This window comes from Paenibacillus silagei (assembly GCF_017874735.1).
Lineage (GTDB): Bacteria > Bacillota > Bacilli > Paenibacillales > Paenibacillaceae > Paenibacillus_AQ > Paenibacillus_AQ silagei.
In genome coordinates this window covers 147,091-164,758 of record NZ_JAGGLV010000013.1, presented here as the reverse complement: position 1 = coordinate 164,758, position 17,668 = coordinate 147,091, and the positions used below count along the sequence as shown (strand labels likewise).

General features: G+C 56.8%; 16 protein-coding genes. 5 read left to right on the top strand and 11 right to left on the bottom strand.

Annotated features, from left to right (window positions below):
* The first annotated feature begins 31 nt into the window (after nucleotides 1-31).
* The 4 genes from J2Z70_RS19615 (at nucleotide 32) to nagA (ending at nucleotide 5,369) form a co-directional block, all read left to right on the top strand.
* Complete coding sequence (locus J2Z70_RS19615) at nucleotides 32-1,858, top strand: FTR1 family iron permease (RefSeq protein WP_209876106.1); 1,827 nt, start codon at nucleotides 32-34, stop codon at nucleotides 1,856-1,858.
* Nucleotides 1,859-2,581: 723 nt separating this feature from the next.
* Nucleotides 2,582-3,460: a MurR/RpiR family transcriptional regulator gene (locus J2Z70_RS19610; RefSeq protein ID WP_209876033.1), complete on the top strand. Its 879-nt coding sequence runs from the start codon at nucleotides 2,582-2,584 to the stop codon at nucleotides 3,458-3,460.
* The gene (nagB, locus tag J2Z70_RS19605) at nucleotides 3,460-4,188 is read left to right on the top strand and encodes a glucosamine-6-phosphate deaminase (RefSeq protein WP_209876031.1); all 729 of its coding nucleotides are present in this window, start codon (nucleotides 3,460-3,462) and stop codon (nucleotides 4,186-4,188) included. The genes J2Z70_RS19610 and nagB overlap by 1 nt, the downstream gene beginning before the upstream one ends.
* A complete protein-coding gene (gene nagA / locus J2Z70_RS19600) occupies nucleotides 4,176-5,369 on the top strand; it encodes an N-acetylglucosamine-6-phosphate deacetylase (RefSeq protein WP_209876029.1) in 1,194 nt (397 codons plus the stop codon). Before nagB ends, nagA begins: the two co-directional genes overlap by 13 nt.
* 193 nt (nucleotides 5,370-5,562) lie before the next feature.
* On the opposite strand, the gene J2Z70_RS19595 is transcribed toward nagA, so the two are convergent.
* Nucleotides 5,563-6,279: a YhcN/YlaJ family sporulation lipoprotein gene (locus tag J2Z70_RS19595; RefSeq protein ID WP_209876021.1), complete on the bottom strand. Its 717-nt coding sequence runs from the start codon at nucleotides 6,277-6,279 to the stop codon at nucleotides 5,563-5,565.
* A gap of 216 nt (nucleotides 6,280-6,495) precedes the next feature.
* Here J2Z70_RS19595 and J2Z70_RS19590 point away from each other — a divergent pair, with 216 nt between their 5' ends.
* A complete protein-coding gene (locus J2Z70_RS19590) occupies nucleotides 6,496-7,566 on the top strand; it encodes a glycosyltransferase family 4 protein (RefSeq protein WP_209876019.1) in 1,071 nt (356 codons plus the stop codon).
* 112 nt (nucleotides 7,567-7,678) lie between these two features.
* On the opposite strand, the gene J2Z70_RS19585 is transcribed toward J2Z70_RS19590, so the two are convergent.
* The 10 genes from J2Z70_RS19585 to J2Z70_RS19540 form a co-directional block, all read right to left on the bottom strand.
* Nucleotides 7,679-8,722: a glycosyltransferase family 4 protein gene (locus tag J2Z70_RS19585; RefSeq protein ID WP_209876017.1), complete on the bottom strand. Its 1,044-nt coding sequence runs from the start codon at nucleotides 8,720-8,722 to the stop codon at nucleotides 7,679-7,681.
* Nucleotides 8,719-9,441: a glycosyltransferase family 2 protein gene (locus tag J2Z70_RS19580; protein WP_209876015.1), complete on the bottom strand. Its 723-nt coding sequence runs from the start codon at nucleotides 9,439-9,441 to the stop codon at nucleotides 8,719-8,721. The genes J2Z70_RS19585 and J2Z70_RS19580 overlap by 4 nt, the downstream gene beginning before the upstream one ends.
* Before the next feature lie 25 nt (nucleotides 9,442-9,466).
* Nucleotides 9,467-10,042 (bottom strand): class I SAM-dependent methyltransferase, encoded by a 576-nt coding sequence (locus J2Z70_RS19575; protein ID WP_076082334.1) that lies wholly within the window; start codon nucleotides 10,040-10,042, stop codon nucleotides 9,467-9,469.
* A 73-nt stretch (nucleotides 10,043-10,115) separates the two neighbouring features.
* Nucleotides 10,116-10,832, bottom strand: a complete 717-nt coding sequence (locus J2Z70_RS19570) for a glycosyltransferase (protein ID WP_036727141.1) — start codon at nucleotides 10,830-10,832, stop codon at nucleotides 10,116-10,118.
* Complete coding sequence (locus tag J2Z70_RS19565) at nucleotides 10,829-11,824, bottom strand: NAD-dependent epimerase/dehydratase family protein (RefSeq protein ID WP_209876014.1); 996 nt, start codon at nucleotides 11,822-11,824, stop codon at nucleotides 10,829-10,831. Before J2Z70_RS19565 ends, J2Z70_RS19570 begins: the two co-directional genes overlap by 4 nt.
* Nucleotides 11,821-12,660 carry a dTDP-4-dehydrorhamnose reductase family protein gene (locus J2Z70_RS19560; RefSeq protein WP_036727137.1) on the bottom strand — a complete coding sequence of 280 codons (840 nt, stop codon included), beginning with the start codon at nucleotides 12,658-12,660 and terminating at the stop codon, nucleotides 11,821-11,823. The genes J2Z70_RS19565 and J2Z70_RS19560 overlap by 4 nt, the downstream gene beginning before the upstream one ends.
* On the bottom strand, nucleotides 12,657-13,643 hold the full coding sequence (locus tag J2Z70_RS19555) for a polysaccharide biosynthesis protein (RefSeq protein WP_036727136.1): 987 nt from the start codon (nucleotides 13,641-13,643) through the stop codon (nucleotides 12,657-12,659). Before J2Z70_RS19555 ends, J2Z70_RS19560 begins: the two co-directional genes overlap by 4 nt.
* Entirely contained in the window at nucleotides 13,633-14,727 is a 1,095-nt protein-coding gene (gene wecB / locus J2Z70_RS19550) for a non-hydrolyzing UDP-N-acetylglucosamine 2-epimerase (protein WP_036727134.1), read from the bottom strand. Before wecB ends, J2Z70_RS19555 begins: the two co-directional genes overlap by 11 nt.
* Before the next feature lie 51 nt (nucleotides 14,728-14,778).
* Nucleotides 14,779-16,317 (bottom strand): glycosyltransferase family 4 protein, encoded by a 1,539-nt coding sequence (locus J2Z70_RS19545; protein ID WP_209876012.1) that lies wholly within the window; start codon nucleotides 16,315-16,317, stop codon nucleotides 14,779-14,781.
* Between the two features lie 197 nt (nucleotides 16,318-16,514).
* Nucleotides 16,515-17,648 (bottom strand): CgeB family protein, encoded by a 1,134-nt coding sequence (locus J2Z70_RS19540; RefSeq protein WP_209876010.1) that lies wholly within the window; start codon nucleotides 17,646-17,648, stop codon nucleotides 16,515-16,517.
* Between the last annotated feature and the right edge of the window lie 20 nt (nucleotides 17,649-17,668).

The following is a 17,668-nucleotide window of genomic DNA, read 5'->3' as shown; positions in this document are numbered from 1 at the left end:
AAGTGACCCCTCCTCGCTAAACTTGAAGGGAATGATCCCGATGATGATCACGGTTACACAGAGTCCATGGCGGCCGATCAGGGCAGCGCTGCTGCTCCTCTGCCTGCTTGTGCTGCTCCCCGGCGCGCCGGCTTCTGCGTCAGGCGCGCCGCTGGATGAGCTGCTGCCGCCTGTAGGCAGCGCGCTGGTCGAGGCCGGCCAGAGCCGCTGGGAGGCGGCGGCGGCCGATGTTGAATCGTTCGCGGCGCTGTGGCGCAGCGCGAACGGGAGCAAGCCGGACCCGGCACTCGCCGGTCCGGCTGCTGAGGTGGACGCCGCGCTGGCCGCCGCGGCGGAAGCCTTGGCGGGCGGCGGCGGAGCGCCCGCCAAGGCGGCCCTGTCCACGCTCGCCCGCAGCGTGGACGCGTTCGTCACCGCCGCCGCAGGCGAAGGCGGCGGTGACACGGGCGCCGCCGGACGCGCAGCGGCGGCGAAGCTGCTGCCCGCGGCAGAGCGCACGCGGGATGCGGCGCGCAGCGCCGACTGGGCCGCGGCGGCGGAAGCCTACCGCGCCGTGGTGAACGGCTGGACGCCAGTGGAACGAGGCATCCGGGCGGACAATCCCGCCGTCTACGGCTTGCTGGAGACGAAGATGAGCCTGCTGCGCATTGCGCTGCAGGCAGAGCCGGTCCGCGGAGAGGCCGCGCAGGCGGAAGCGGAAGCGCTGGTGACGCTGCTGTCCGGCTACAGCGAAGGCAAAGCCGTCGATACCGGTGGCGCGCCAGCGGAGCCGGCTTCCATTGAAGGGCTGATCAGCTATCTGAAGCAAGCTTCCGCCTCTGCCCAGGCCAGCGACAGCGCAGCAGCTGCAGATATAATGGAACAGTTCATCGCTGCCTGGCCTTCGGCCGAAGGCCAGGTCCAGCTGGCCTCACCCAAGGTCTATGCCAGCATCGAGAACACGAGCACCGCCGTCACCGGTTATCTGCTCTCCAGCCCTCCGAAGCTGGACCAAGCGCTATCGCTTATGGACACAATGCTCTCTGAGCTGACGCCGCTGGCCGGGGAACAGACTTATACCGCATGGGATGCGGCACTCATTCTGCTGCGCGAGGGGCTGGAGGCGATTCTTGTACTCGCCGCCCTGCTTGCCTATCTGCGCCGTGAAGCAGTACCGGCGGCCCGCCGCTGGGTCTGGTCCGGCGCAGCGGCAGGTCTGGCTGCAAGCATCGGCCTCGCCGTATTGCTGACCTATTCCCTCTCCCAAGCCGCCTCCGGCGGCGCACGCGAGCTGATCGAAGGCATCACCGGCCTCGTCGCTGTGGTCATGATGCTCACCGTCGGCCGCTGGCTGCATGGGAAATCCAGCACGGCAGCCTGGAATAAATATGTGGACCGCCAGATGCAGGGCGCTCTGGCCAAAGGCAATCTGTGGTACCTGTTCTTCATCGCTGCGCTGGCCATTTTGCGCGAAGGGGCCGAGACTACGATTTTCTACGCAGGAATGGCACCGGCCATTGATACCTCTCAACTGCTGCTCGGGATTGGCAGTGCCCTTGTGATCCTGATTATCCTCGGCTATGCCATGATTGCACTGAGCGCCAGATTGCCGGTTGCCGCCTTCTTCCGCGCTGCTACAGTGCTGATCTACTATCTGGTGTTCCGCTTCCTCGGGGAGAGCCTTCACGCCTTGCAGATCGCCGGCAAGCTGCCCGCCCATAACGGCCACAGTCTGCCTTCCATCGGCTGGCTTGGCATGTATCCGACCTGGGAGACCACCATCCCGCAGCTGCTTGTCCTCGTCTTCATCCTCTGGGAGCTGCTGCGCAGCAGACGTAGAGTCAACAAGACAAAGGCTGCCAACGGGATCACTAAATAAACATACTAATAATATAAAAGCTGCAATCTGTGCGTGTGCCTTCAAACACGCAGATTGCAGCTTTTTGTATCTCTGCCCTAATCCGAACTTGTAAGGAATATTTACAAGTTCAGATTAAAGAATCAACAGAAGTTGAATGCCGTGTCAAACACTAATCGCTGAGCGTGCAAGTGCAGAAAAGGACCATATAGGATTACCTGCGCGTCAGCACAATGTATGTTGTTTTCCACATACATTTGGCCCATGTGCCTGCGCGTCAGCACAATGTATGTTGTTTTCCACATACATTTGGCCCATGTGTCTACGCGTCAGCACAATGTATGTTGTTTTCGACATACATTTGGCCTATGTGCCTACGCGTCAGCACAATGTATGCTGTTTTCCACATACATTCGCATTTGGCCCATGTGCCTACGCGTTAGCACAATGTATGTTGTTTTCCACATACATTTGGGCCGCAATTATATACATACTTTATCCAAAATCCACCTCCCTCCCCCTTAATTCAGCCCCAGATCAGCCTTAAACCAAACTGCCTATTGCAACCTTCCGCAATTTGTTTTATCCTGAGTATGAAAATAATTTTCTTAATAAACATATGTATTGTGTAAAATAATTTCAGAAAGCGGTGCATTCGGCCAGATTAAGTATTCATTCTACATGTACATCTTATTAGTAGAGAAAGCTACATGAATCTGAATCTATAGAAAAGAAGGTGAACGCTTGTCTCCCATTCTGCATGCTCTGGAGCATGACAAGCCCAAGCTGTCGCAAATGGAACGCAAGCTGGCTGAGCGTATTCTGGCCTCGCCCGGGGAGATTGTCCATATGGGCATCACCGAGCTGGCGGAGGAATGCGGCATCAGCACAGCGACGATTACGCGGTTCTGCAAAGCGCTGCACTTCAAGGGGTATCCCGATTTCAAGCTCAAGCTGGCGGCTGAGCTGGCGCATAGCGATGGCTCGCCGGAGACCGGCAGTTCCTCTTATCAGGACATCGTGGCCGGCAATCCGCTGCAATTCATTGTAGAGGCCATGCAGGCCAACCACCTGGCCTCGATCCGGGATACCACCTCGCTGCTGGATCTGAGCCGGCTGCAGCAGGTCATTGATCTGCTGTGCCGGGCGCAGCGGGTTGATCTGTACGGGATGGCAACCTCATCCATCGTAGCCCAGGATTTCTATCAGAAGCTGATCCGTATCGGTGTGAACTGTACCGCTTTTGCCGATTCCCATATGCAGATTACTTCCGCTTCCTCACTCTCTTCCGGCGATGTAGCCTTCGCAGTCTCTTATTCAGGAGAGACCCCGGAGACGGTGGATGCCTTAACCTGTGCGGCCGCAAGCGGCGCAGCCACGGTGTCGTTAACCTCATACGGAAGCAGTACTCTCGCTACACTCGCTGATATTCCGCTGTTCTCCTCGTCTCTTGAGCAGGGCATGCGGCGCGGTGATATGGCCTCACGGATCGCACAGCTGCACATTATCGATATTCTTTTCACCGGCATGGTCAGTACCCGGTTTGGAGATTTCATCCCCAAGCTGGAGCAATCTTATCTGAACGTCCAACATTACCGTCATAAACGGGGAGGTCAAATCTAATGAACATTTTGAAATTTCAGCATGAAGAAGATTTCGCAGCCACAGGAGCTAACCTGATCGCCAGTCTGCTGCAGAGCAATCCCAGAGCCGTTCTGGGACTGGCTACCGGAAGCTCCCCTGTCGGGGTATACGAGAAGCTGGTGGAGATGCACCGCAAGGGCAATGTCAGCTTCGCCAAGGCATCATCCTACAATCTGGACGAATATGTCGGACTGCCTGTGGATCATCCACAGAGCTACCGGAGCTTCATGAATGAGCATCTGTTCAATCACATTGATATCGATCTGGCCCGCACCCATGTCCCTAACGGGAATGCCCCGGATCTGGAGGCTGAATGCCGTGCGTATGACAAGCTGCTGGAGGATAACGGTCCGGTGGATCTGCAGATCCTCGGCATCGGCAGCAATGGCCATATCGGCTTCAACGAGCCGGATGCCAGCCTGAGCAGCGGAACACATGTGGTCGATCTGCTGGAAGAGACCCTGGAAGCCAACGCCCGCTTCTTCGAGCGTGTAGAGGATGTGCCGCGTCAGGCGGTAACAATGGGCATCGGCGGAATTCTTAAGGCGAAGCAGATTGTACTGCTTGTCCGCGGGGAAGAGAAGGCGGAAGCGGTTAAAAATGCGCTGGAGGGCCCAATCACTACCCAGTGTCCCGCCTCGCTGCTGCAGAGCCACCCAAATGTGGTCGTCCTGCTGGATGAAGGAGCCGCGAAATGGCTGAAATAAACGGTGCGCACGGAGAATTGTTGTACGGCAAGGTGCTGACTCCTGACGGAATCACCGAGCAGGGTGTAATTGCCGTAGCGGACGGCTTGATTCAATATGCCGGGGAAGCCTCCTGGCTGCCCGCAGCCTATGAGAGCTGGCAGACAGTCACCCGGGAGCCGCAAGGTCTGCTGATCCCCGGATTCGTCGATGTGCATGTGCACGGCGGAGCCGGACATGACTTCATGTACAGCGATGCAGATGCGCTTGACGATATCACACGGTTCCATGCCTCACACGGGACGACCTCTATGCTTGCTACAACCATGACGGCTGCCAAGGCAGACATCGATCAGGTGTTAGCTGAGGTGGATGCTTATCGTTCCCGTGAAGGCGGCATGCCTTATGCAAGGCTGGCGGGTGTACATCTGGAGGGGCCGTTCATCAGCGTGAGATGGCCAGGAGCGCAGAATCCTGAGCACATTGTTCCGGCTAATATAGAATGGCTGGAGGAATGGGAGGACAAGTATCCGGGAATGATCCGTCAGGTCACCCTGGCTCCTGAGCGTGAAGCTGCCCTGGAAGCTATCCAGTGGCTGCGCAAGCATGGCATTACGGCTGCGCTCGGCCACACAGATGCCACATTCGAGCAGGTGATTACCGCTGCAGATGCCGGGCTGAACCATGCGGTGCACATGTTCAATGCCATGACACCGCTGCATCACCGCAAGCCGGGAACGGCCGGTGCCGTCCTGTTTGATCCCCGGATCAGAGCTGAGGTGATTGCCGACGGTATCCATGTTCATCCGGCAGCCATCAGCCTCATTACCCGGCTCAAAAACAATCATAATCTGCTGCTGATCACAGATGCCATGTCAGCAACCGGACTCAGCGACGGAGAATATGCCATCGGTGATCTGCCTGTGATCGTCAAGGACGGCATAGCCACGCTGAAGGAGCACCCCGAAGCGCTGGCCGGCAGCACACTGACGATGATTAGCGGGTTCCGTTATCTGGTTCAGGAGGTTGGTCTCAGCCTGCTGGAAGCCTCACAGGCTGCCAGCCTTAATCCGGCGCTGTCGCTCGGCATGCAGCGGTCTATCGGAACGCTTGAGGCAGGGAAGCGCGGCGATATTCTGCAGCTGGATCAAGACCTGAACCTGCGCTGTGTATGGATCGGCGGACGCAAGCTGGAGGCCTGATCCGGATAAGACACAGCTTCGTATTCATATAAACGCAAACAATGCAGCCCTCTTACCCGGCTTTCCGGGTGAGAGGGCTGCATTGTTTGCGCCTGTCGTCATTCACTTTTGCCCTGCTGTGCCGTCATTTGAATAAGCCTCATATCCCTCTGGAATACTATCTTCATTCAAGGCACTATGCTGTAGCGCCTGCTTACTGTCCGCTGCGCGCAGGGAAAATCCGTTCCGCCATGATGCGGAATTCATTCGCGAAGCCTCTGAGCGGATGTCCGGCACGGAATTCCCGGGCATAATAATCGGCCCGTTCCACGAAATCCGGGTTCGCCGAGACATAGACATTGCTGACGTATGTGTTGCCTTTTTTAACCTCTGCGGCGATTTTGTTCTTGATCTCCCCGGGAAGTATGTCTTTATCCTCCCCCATACTGCTTCTGGACATCAGCCCGTTATTGCCGTTCCCCGGATAATCTTCGGGAGCTGCCATACCTGTACCGCCAATGGTTCCAGTGCCTGTCAGACTTCCCGGAATGCCGGCCATGGAGCCGCCTGTTCCCGTCATTCCCGGCACCCCCGCAGCAGTTCCTCTTCCGGTAGCTTTCTCACGGGTGGTACTCCGGGTGTGGACCTTGCCCGAAGCATCCTCCAGCATTACAGCGACATAAGCGCTTCTGCCAACCATAATAACGTTAGCCGAACGGACTTCCCGCATCGCCGCAACACGGTCAGCCAATTCCTTGCTCATCTCCATGCTGCCGAAGTCATCGTCACGGTTCATGTCCCGTGCGGAGTTCACGTGGATTCGCCCGTCTGTCCCCCGTACACTTTTCGTCTGCATATTGCCGCTATCTGCCGAATGGCCGGCACCGCAGCCGGTCATACTTATGGTGCCGAGCAGCAAGGCTGCAGACACGGACAAGCCTAATTTTGATCGCAACATTCCTTCATCCCCCATCACAGAATAATGTAGTGTAGTGTGACAACCCTTAGCATGGCTCCTCCGCTGTCCGGTTATCCAGAAAGGATTTGGCAGAGCCGCCTCCACAGTCACATGTAAGAGAACTCCGGCGTATCTTATATAACAGCAGACTGTGTTTCTCCGCGAGAGTCCAGATCAGGAGGGGTAAGCTTGAGAATTCTATTTACGTTTTATGTACCGAGCGGCGGGGTTGAGACCCTGAACAGACTGCGGTGTGAGAGCCTTCAGAAGAACGGCATCGAATGCCATGTGCTCTATCTCATGCCGGGGTCCGGCACCCACAATAGTGTAAGCTTCCCGGTATTTGTCACGAACCAGGATGAAGAGATCAGAACGGTACTGAATACCCATCATTATGACGCCATTATCGTAACCTCCGATTATCTGCTGCTCGAACGCCTGCGCCGGCTGGGGTATGGCGGCATCCTGATCTACGAGTCCCAGGGTCTGGGAACACGAAGCGAAGCACGTAACGTGATTATAGAGTCCGTGCCTTATCTCCAAGCCTTCTGCAATGCCGTACTGATTCCCCCCACCGATCATTTACTGGAGCTGTTTATCGAGATCTGCCCCTGGCTACAGCGCTATGTTATTCCGAACCTCGTGGATGTACAAGGATTCCGCTATATCCCAGCCGAAGCGCCCGTTGATCCTGTTATCGCCTGGGTAGGGCGGCTGGAGCCCAACAAGAACTGGAGCGAGTACCTGAAGATTGCCTATCATATCCGCAAACAGAGGCCTAACCTTCATCTCTGGATGTTCCATGATCCGAGCTTGGCCTCAGATGACCAGAAGGCGGCATTCAATGAAGAGCTGCATGCCCTTGGCCTGAATGACCGGCTGAATGTGTTCACGAACATGCCTAACCAGATGATGCCTGTCTATTATTCATCGATTGCCGCTTCAGGAGGCTTCCTGCTGTCCAGCTCAGTCACAGAAGGCTTCGGATATGCTGTAGCTGAGGCTGTCTGCTGCTCCTGTCCGGTACTCAGTACGGATTCCGACGGAGTCAGATCCTTCATCACCCATAATATTACCGGCAAATTCTATCCGCTTGGCAATGTGGAGGCTGCCGTGAACGAAGGACTTGAGCTGATGAATAACACTGCGCTGCGTGAAGCCATCTGCTATCAGGGCCGTCAGCATATGGTTACGCATTTCGGATTCGATCAATACGCACATTCCTTCCGCGAGATGATGAACTCCTTCTCTATCTTCTAACTATTGCAAGCAAGCTTCATATATCCTATCTGCAGGCCAAAAGAAACCTTCAATCCCCAGCGCCAGCCGGGGGTTGAAGGTTTCTCTGTGTTGGGCGTTCTGCCTGGAGGCATCACACGCCTTGTCTGGACACCATCTCGAACAACTCGGCCTGGAAAATCTGCACGCTTCTCTCCCAGGTAAACTGCAGTGAATCCTGCTCTCCCCTGGCGGCCAGACGCTGTCGAAGCTCTCGGTCCTCAATCAGCGTCACTATATCCGCAGCAAGACGGTTCTCATGACGGTATGACATCAGACAGTTCTGCCCGTGTGCGCAGTATTCAAGATTCCCCCCTGAATATACGGTAACCAGTGCGGCACCGCAGCGCATCGCCTCCAGCCCCGGCAACGAACCGGCATCATTAGTACTTGCGCTGACAAAAATATCTGTCTCATTGTAATGATAAGCCAGCTCGTTGTCATTGCCGGGTGTCCGAAGCTGATAACGCCCGGTGTTAAGCAAGGCCTGCAGACTATCAGAAGCGGCATATTCAGCAGGGGGAGTTATGATATAGATCTCCACCTCTGGATGAAGCCGCTTGACCATATCGAGCTGCTGAATCAGGTATTCCTGTTCCCGGTGGCCGGAGAATCCGCCCTCCGGACGCCGCATGATGGCCGAGACGATCAGCGGCCAGTCTGCGTTGTCGCGTAAATGCGTATTCTTGAAATCCGGAGCAACGCCGACCGGAACAATTCTGCCCTTAATGCCGTGATTGATCCGTATGACCTCCTGCTGCCAGCGGGACAGCAGAAGCAGGTTGCGGGTAATGCTGTAGGAAGCGAACGACTGGTTATTATCCGGCAAGAAATTCGGCTCATAGCATAAGGCCAGCCGGATATGCAGCCCTTTGCCCTGCCGGCTGGCCCGCTCGGCAACCGGAACGGTTGTATAATAATTGGAGATAATTACATCCCCATAGGGAAAATCATCTTCGGTAAGCACCGGAGCGGGCGCAGTGATAATCGGACATTTCATCTCATATTCAACAAAGCCATGGCTGGGCAAAAGAACAACGACCTCATGGCCAATTTCAGCCAGACGGTTAGCCAGCTCAGTTATCATCCGCTGCGCGCCGCCTCTGGATAAGGTCAGAACCGGGAAGGTCAGTCTCAATTCCTTGTCTCCTTTCTCAGCAGCTGCGTTAGCTTGCCCCTGTGCATGAACTGCACCCTTGCAATCTCCCGGTTCTGCGCCTCGCTGTGCAGGACCGAGCCCATCTCATTATGCACACGGTAATCCAGCAGCGGCTCTTCTATATAAGACCACTCATAATGCGGAAGAATCCGCAGCCACATATCATAATCCTGTGTATACAGGAGGCTCTCATTAAATCCTCCCACCCTGGAGAGGATCTCCATATCAAACAGCACCGTGCTGCCGTTAACCGGACAGCTGGACATCATGGTCTGAATGAGGGCCGGCCTGCTGCAGGCCGGCATCCGGACGATGTCCTGAAACCGTTGCCCGTGCTCATTAATATAGTAGTAAGCCGTATGATTGAAGGAGGTTCCCGAGCTGCGGATGACTTCTATTTGCCGTCTGATTTTATCGGGATGGAACAGATCGTCCGCGCTTAACCAGGCAAAATAAGCTCCGTTTGCCACCTCAATTCCCCTATTGAGCGCCGAGCCGGTTCCTCCGTTGGTCTTGCGGACATACACGATCCGGCTCTTATAGGCTTCAAGCTTCTCCGTATGGAGTGTGGAACCGTCATCCACCACGATCAGCTCGATATCCGCGTAGCTCTGGGCCAGCACGCTCTCAACCGCCAGATGCACGTAGGGACAATTATAGAACGGAATCACCACCGAGACCTTGGTCTTCTGATTCATGCCCCGGCCTCCTCCCTGAGTTCATTTATACTGTCTTGCAGGCGAGCAGGGCGTCCAGCGGCGCGTGATTCTCACCGAAGGCTTCCCGGAATGAAGGATTCTCCGCATGGTGAAATCCCTTCAGTACGGTTACAGCGTAGCCCAGCTTCAGGAAGTCCTCAGGCTCCCAGCCGCTCCAGTGCTTCTGGTAATACTCCCCATGCAGATTGAAATGGTCCTTCCCCTCCTGCGGGAAGAAGCCCCGTGGTGTAAATACGATGACACGGTTCGCAGCGATAAGCTCCGCCTTACGCAGCAGCTCTATGCCTTCACTCATCGAAAAATGCTCCAGAGAATCGATCAGAGTGACCGCAGAGAAGGTTCCCGGCAGGAACAGCTTATCGATATGGCCGGCATCGGCATGAACCGGAATGATATGAGGGGACTTGTATTTGCGGTGCAGCAGATAAGGCCTGTGGATATCCAGCCCCAGCACTACAGCGGCCTCATACCGCTCCAGCAGCGTACCGGTACCGCTGCCGATATCCAGAATACTCTCGGAGAATTTCAGCTGCTCCAGCAGGACCGGCAGGAAGTCTTTCACTTCAATTTCCCGGTACATATGCTCTCCCTCCTAAGCGTTAGTTGCTTGGTCTTGGGCTGTGCTGCAGTGCCGGCTATGCGCGCTCCGGCAGCTAGCCGCCCATGGAAGCAATCAGGGCGCTTAAGGGAGCGTGATAACGGGCACTGGTTGCTGCAGCCTCGGCCATAATGACATCGTAGTGTCTGAGCGTGCCCATTCCCTCATGCCGGCGGTAAGCCGTCAAGGACTGGTTCAGCATCACCGGTGCATAACCGTTCAGAATCGCCCGGTACCACAGATCATAATCATGGGTATACGGCAGTGCTTCATCGAACATTCCGATGGCTCCGAAGATCTCCCGCTTGAACATCACCGTACAGCCGTTGATAGGATTGCCGTACAGGAAGCAGCGCAGATATTCAAGCTGGTTCGGGAATACGGCCGCAGCATTCAGCTCCATAGCCTGCGAGTTTCCGTTAATGTAATTGAAGTTGGTGTACGAGATCAGCAAACGGTTCTGTTCCATGAACAGAACCTGATTATTGATCTTGTCACGATAGAACATATCATCCGAGCTGAGCCAGACTACGTAATCTCCCGTGGCATGCGCAATACCGTGGTTAAGTGCCGAAGCGGTGCCGCCGTTGGCCTTGCCCAGATAGTGAATGTAGGGCAGATAAGGGGTAATCCGCTCTGCATGCAGAGTTGAACCGTCATCCACTACGATAATCTCATAAGGCTGCCAGGATTGGCTTATGGCGCTCTGCAGCGCCTGCTCAATATAAGGGCAATTGTAAAAAGGAATAACTACGGATACTCTGGGCTTCATAACAACCTTCCTTCCTTACCGGCCCTTGTATAGCCGATAATATCCGCCAGCGAACGGTCCAGCGCAATCTCCGGCATCCAGCCGGAAATAACAGCATAGTCCCCCGATTCTTCAGGCGGTACCTTACTATCAGCAGATTCAATTGGAGGCTTCGCCGGAACGGCAGGTGTCGGGGAAGGATTGCCCCGACTGTGCTCCTCCTGCGGGCCCCAGTCCATCGCAACCGGAGCTGCCGCATGGGCCAGCAGCTTCGCCGCAACCTCCCCCAGCTCCCGCTCTGTCCCGGAATCAATGCGGTAGATCCTTCCTGTCTCGCCCGAATCCAGAATGAAGCCATAGGCCCTGACCGCATCACGCACATCCAGAAAGTCACGCAGCGCATGGCGCGAGGAGAGCCGAAACGCAGCAGGTGCAGCCGATCCGGTTACAGCTGCTGCTTCACTGCGCACAATATGCTGTGCCAGCAGGGAACAGAAGCCGGTGGACGGACCCGGACCAATCAGGTTCGAGGGCTCCGCCATCAGCACCGGCTGTGCAAACAGCGTTGCCCAGGCCAGCGATACCAGCTCCTCCAGCGTCTTGCTAAGGCTATAGGGATGGGGCGGGTCTGCCGCACCCGGTCTATACTTAAGCCGGGAGCCGGCCACCAGAATACGGCTGGCCGGCTGGACACGCAGCGCCTCAAGCAAATATAGAGTAGCCATTACATTGGTCTCCATGTAGAGCAGCGGGTCCCTCCAGGACTCCGGGACCGAATTCTTGCCTGCCAGGTGCAGCACCTGATCCGGCTTCACCGCTCCAATCATTGCCGCCACAGCCCTGCGGTCCCCCAGGTCACAGACATACTGCTGAACGCCGTCCGGGAACAACTCCGCAGCTGGCTTGCGTCGGACTACAGCAGTCACCTCCGCTCCTCCGGCGGCAAAGTAGGCCACGGCATGCCTGCCGGTAAAGCCGGAAGCTCCGGTAATAAGGAGACGCCGCCCGCTCATGTCAGCAGCTCTGAGCTGCGCATAAAGTCGGCAAGCTCGCTAAGCATCCGGGGATAGGAAGGCAGCTCAATCGTGACATCGCTTCTCGTGCTGATCAGCGTCCGGTCCTGAACCGGCGTCTGCTGCGGGATGATCTCAACATCCTCTTTATGAAATGCGGTCTGCATCATCTGCAGCAGCTGATATTTGCTTACGGGCTGCGGGTGGGCCAGATGAATCAGCCCGGAGAGATCCGAGTCCAGCAGGGAATCGATGGCTTTGGCCAGCTCCAGGGTGGTGACTCCATTCCACATCACGCATTCATATCCGGTTACCCGGCCTTTCTGGGCCAGAAACCATTCCATGAGGCCGATTCCGCCGGAGCGGATCTCGGGCCCGATAATAGAGGTACGGATCGTGAGATGTCCGGGATCGCGCACTTCTCCAAGACTCTTGGTGAGGGCGTAGACCGAGGTTCCATCCGCGGCATCCTCCTCCGTATATCCGCCGCGTGTTCCTTCGAACACGCAGTCGGAGCTGATATGGATGAGCCGGGCATGAATCTGGTCCGCTGCCCGCCGCAGGCGGTGGGGCAGAAATCCGTTGACATGATACGCGCCGATCCGGTCCCGTTCGGCGAATTGATTGAGTACCCCCATCGCATTAATAATGCAATGGGGGGAGACGATTTCAACCAGCTTTTCTACACCGGCGATGTCGTCGGCGTCTACATACAACCCTCCAAGATCCTTCTTATCCCGGGTTGTATGGAAGATGTGGTGCTTGCCCTGGCGGCGAAAATACTCCGCCAGCATATGACCTGCCATACCATTTCCGCCGAGAATCAGGAGCTTCACTGGAGGAACCCTCCCCGGATCAGGATATCTTTGATTTCAGCCTGCTCCATCAGATGATTCTCCGAGCTGAAGCTGCTGAAGGACACATGGGGGAAGTGACGGTAATGCTCCTTCAGCTCCGGCATATCGAGTGTGGGCAGAATAACCAGGTACTGCTCATCGTAGACCACCGTAGTCAGGCTCTCGAAATCGCTCATCAGGATCTCATGGATTTTCTCACCCGGGCGGATGCCGGTCTCGATCATACTGACATCCGTCCGGCCGGAAGCTTCAATCAGCACATCGGCCAAATCCACGATCCGGCAGGTCGGCATGGTCATGACAAAGATCTCTCCGCCGATACTGACATCGGAAGCCTTGAACAGCAGGGTAATGGCATCGCGCAGGGTGAAAAAAAACCGGGTCATGTTCATATCCGTAATCTTTACCTGTCCCTTGTCCTTGATCTGCTTCATGAACAGATGGACCACGCTGCCGTTCGTACCCAGCACATTGCCTCCGCGCACCGTAACAAACTTGGTGCCTGAGCCGATCAGATTGGCATAGACGAACAGCTTCTCACCGATGGCCTTGGTCATACCGTAGAAGTTCGACGGATTGGCCGCCTTGTCGGTAGAAATGTAAATCGCCTTCTCCACATTGTTGGCAATCGCGGCTTCGATGACATTTTGTGTGCCAACCACATTCGTCTTGAGCGCCTCGTACGGCTGGTCCTCGCAGACGGGTACATGCTTGAGCGCGGCCAGATGGAAGACATAATCCACACCGCGGCAGGCAGCCACCAGCGCATCCTTGTCACGGATATCGCCGATGATGAAGCTGAGATGCTTATCTTCAAATTCACGGCTCATGGCTACCTGTGCAGACTCACTGCGGGAGAATACGATGATTTCTTTGGGATGCTGCGGCAGCAGCTGCCGGATCAGCTCATGCCCCCAGGAACCGGTACCGCCTGTAACCAGAATCCGTTTATTATTGAACATGCAGGTTCCCTCCAAGCAGAAATTTAACTACCTTTACCGAGACACCTTGGGCAAGATACCCTTCCGGCGCCTCCCAATCGGGCTTAAGCGACGTCATCAGCACGGTGCAGCGCAGAATGCTGTTCTGTTCTACCCCGGACACTACATTACTTCCGCAATCGATAGTTTCCGGGCGTTCTGTCGTCCGGCGTATGGTCACCGTAGGCACTCCCATCAGGCAACATTCTTCTTGAACGGTGCCGCTGTCGGTAATGGCGCACAGGGCATAGCGTTCCAGATGAACAAAGTCAAAAAATCCGAAAGGTTCGTGAAACTCCACCAGCGGGTTCATACTCAGCGGGAACTGCTCCGTAAGCTTGGAGCGTGTACGGGGATGGATGCTGCAGATCAGGCGGAGTCCCAAATGCTCAGCCACCAGGTTGAGCCCGGACATAATCTGGAGCAGCGACTCCGGATCATCGACATTCTCGGCCCGGTGGGCTGTTACCAGCAGATACCGGCCGGCTTCAAGCTTCAGCCGGGACAGGATGTCACTGGCCGCGATCTGCTCTTCGTAATGCGTAATCACCTCATGGATGGGGTTGCCGGTTAACACGATACGCTGGCTGGGGAACCCTTCGCTGAGCAGATGTCTCTTACTCTGCTGGGTATAGGGCATATTTATGGTGGAGACGGCATCTATGACACGGCGGTTTTTCTCCTCCGGCACTTTCAGATCGTAACAGCGGTTGCCTGCTTCCATATGCACCACAGGAATGCCCATCCGCTCAGCCAGAATGGCACATAGCGCACTGTTGGTATCCCCCAGCAGCAGCACGCGGTCCGGCTGCTCTTGAAGCAGAATGCTCTCCAGACTGCCGAACATGGCGGCCAGCTGACCCCCGAGTCCGGCCTGCTTATCCTGCAGCACGTAGTCCGGTGCGCGGAGTCCCAGCTCAGCGAAGAATACCCCGCTGAGGCTGGCCGTGAAATTCTGTCCCGTATGCACCAGCACATGCCGCTCCGCATACCGGTCCAGCAGCGGAATGATAACGCTAAGGCGGATGATCTCGGGCCGCGTGCCCAAAATCGTCATGATCTTCATGGGTTCACTCCCCTTTGATTATGGCCTGCCCTTAGGAACCGGGCAGGCTGCTCAGGATGCCTTACGCCGCCGCTTGCTCCGGCGGCTTCCGGCCTGGCCCGCGCGGCGCTTCTTGCCGCCGCTGCTGGCCCGACGGCGCGCGGAGCCTGCCGCGCGCTTCTTGCGGCGCGGGCGCGTTCCCGCCGCGCCGCTCCGGGACTTGGCGCGGCGCAGCCTGCCGCGCCGCAGCTTCGCGGCCCGCAGCCGTGCGGCGCGGCGCCCGGTCTTGCCCCGCGTCGGCTGTGCCGCGGGGGCGCTCTTTCCGCCCGCCGGCGCTGCTGCGGGCGGGACTTCCGGGCCGCCGATGAGCTGCGGCGGCTGGAGGCAGTAGCGGAGATGCCACCTCTCCGCTAAGCCTTGCAGCCGGACGCGGTAAGCCGCCGGGCCGTAGACGGCCTCGATGCGTTCCCGCGCCTGCCGGCCAATGCCGGCCGCCATCGCCTGGTCGGCCAGCAGCGCGTTCACCCGCCCGGCCAGCGCATCCATATCTCCCGCAGGCACTAGCAGCTCGCCGCAGCCTGCGGCGTCCAGAATCTCCCGCAGGCCGCCGGAATCATAAGCGACAACCGGCTTGCTGAAGGCATAGCCCTCCAGGGCCGTCATGCCGAAGCCTTCCCGGATCAGGCTGGGGACAACAAGCAGATCCATCGCGCAGTAAGCAGCCGGCAGACATTCTTCGTACCCGACAAACCGGAAGCGTGAGGTCAGACCCTCCAGCTTCACCTTGCGGACACAGCGCTCATAGTAGCTTTTATCCCCGGGAGTCCCCACTACGAGGTAGCGGGCAGCCGGATGCTGCTCATGCACCAGAACTGCCATCTTGACGAAATGCTCCAGCCCCTTCTCCTTATTAATGAAGGAAGAGACATAGCCAATCAGCGGGTCCCCCGGGGCGATCTTCAGCTCACTCCGCCGTTCCCCGCGCAGCTTGCTCCAGGCCTCGAACATCAAATCCGCGTCACTCCATGACGGAGGAAGCTGGGTCACCTTGCTATCACGGATCTCCTCGGGGAAGCACGCTGCTGCTGTCTGTGAAATCGCCAGAATCTCATCGCTGTTGTTGTGGATCAGCTCTACGCTGATCGGGGTGAACTCGTTGTCTGTAATGGTCTCCGAGATCTTCCAGATCACCGGTATGCCCAGTGACTTCGCCGCGATGGGCGGCAGGGCATGCACACAGGTGCTGGTGATCACGAAGGACGGACGGAGCTCCGCAAGCCAGTGAGTCAGCTCATGATATTCCCGGCCCTCCTGCAGCTTGCGGATATCTGCCGGAAGACCGGCATAGGGGGTGTACACTCCATAGACCAGCGGAATAGACATCAGCCGGACTTGAAGGCCGTAGCTCCGGGCCAGCTGTGTCAGCTTCCCGTCCTGCGGGGCTACGAGGATACAATTGAAGTAAGGAGACAGCTCCCGGCTGAAGAATAACAGCAGCTTCTCCGCACCCGTAATACTGCGCGTGTTGGAGACATGGGAAAAGAGGACGATCGTCGCTTTGTCGGCCATGGTGTCTCGGCGCTCCCCTGCGAAGGGCTGTGGAGCAGCCATTCACCTCCTAAATTTTGAATGCACACAATCTGTTATCACTCAGCAGTGCTCCTGCTTGGGACGGGTATATTAGCTGACAGGCTAACATCTCTGCCCGGTACTCCAGTATATTGAGGAGGCACAGATGCCGGCACGACACCTGTCCCCTGTGATACGCACATTTTGCTGACAGCCTGTTCTACGATTGCCCTGCTGGCTTACCCGTAAATAACCCTAAGCAGCTGGCTCAGACGTCTGGTATACGTATGATCCCTCAGTGTCCGTTCGAAGGCGCGGAGGGACATCTCCCGGCGCTCTTCCTCGTGCGTCAGATAGTACTGGATTTTGTCCATCAGCTCGCGGGGGCCGGAGAAGGTGTCGATCTCTTCGCCCACCTTGTAGAAGGAGCCGAGATCATCACGGGCATCGCAGAGCTGCAGCGTTCCGCTGGCAGCAATCTCGAACGTGCGCGGATTCGGCGATACGGCCGGAATATACAGCGTGTTATTGTTGACGGCATCGTCGATATGCGAGCGGTGAAGGTTGATCACAATCTTTGAGCCGCTGTAGGCTACAGCCGTCTCCTGGGGGGACATCCATTTGCCGATCTCAATCCGGTCGCCATAGAGCGGTGCTTCCGGCAACCGGTCCCACCAGATTCCGTTAATGACCGTGTTATAGCTCATCAGCTCCGGCATAATATCGCGGAAGAAATTAATCCGGTTCCAGTAGGCAGACCCGATGAAGCTGACATCCCGGCTGACCGGCGAGCGTCCGGTAGTCGGACGGTAATGCTCACGGTGTGCAGCAAAGGGCAGATAGTGGACCTCCGTGCAGCCAAGGCCGCGGTAGATCTCTACGCAATTACGCTCCAGTGTGAATACATAGTCATAGTGAGGCACAATCTTCATTGTGAAATCGGTGTAATACGGATCATCGGTCAGCCAGATCGCGGTCTTGATGCCCTGACCGCGCAGAATAGCCACCTGCTCCAGGGGCAAATCCAGGCCATCCAGCACAAGCACGAGGTCGGGACGCTGGGCAGAAGCCAGCTCTACCAGATTCTGGCGCACATCGGTAATCGTCACGTGAGTGGTCAGTCTTTGCAGCGCGAAGAGCACAGCATCATCAATCGGAGAGTACGGATACCCTTTGCCCGAGGCCACGTACATCACATGGATATTCCTTACCGGCTGCGGCTCCTCCGGGCGTCCGTCCAGAACAGCCAGGCGTCCCCGCAGATATCCTTCGTCATAGCCTCCCTTGAAGCCGGTCAGACGTCCCCGCAGCTTCTCTTCCTCCGCAGGGGTTCTCGGCAACGGCGGGGCAGGCATAATAAATTCGTTGTTCATGAGTATTCGCTCCTTTTGAT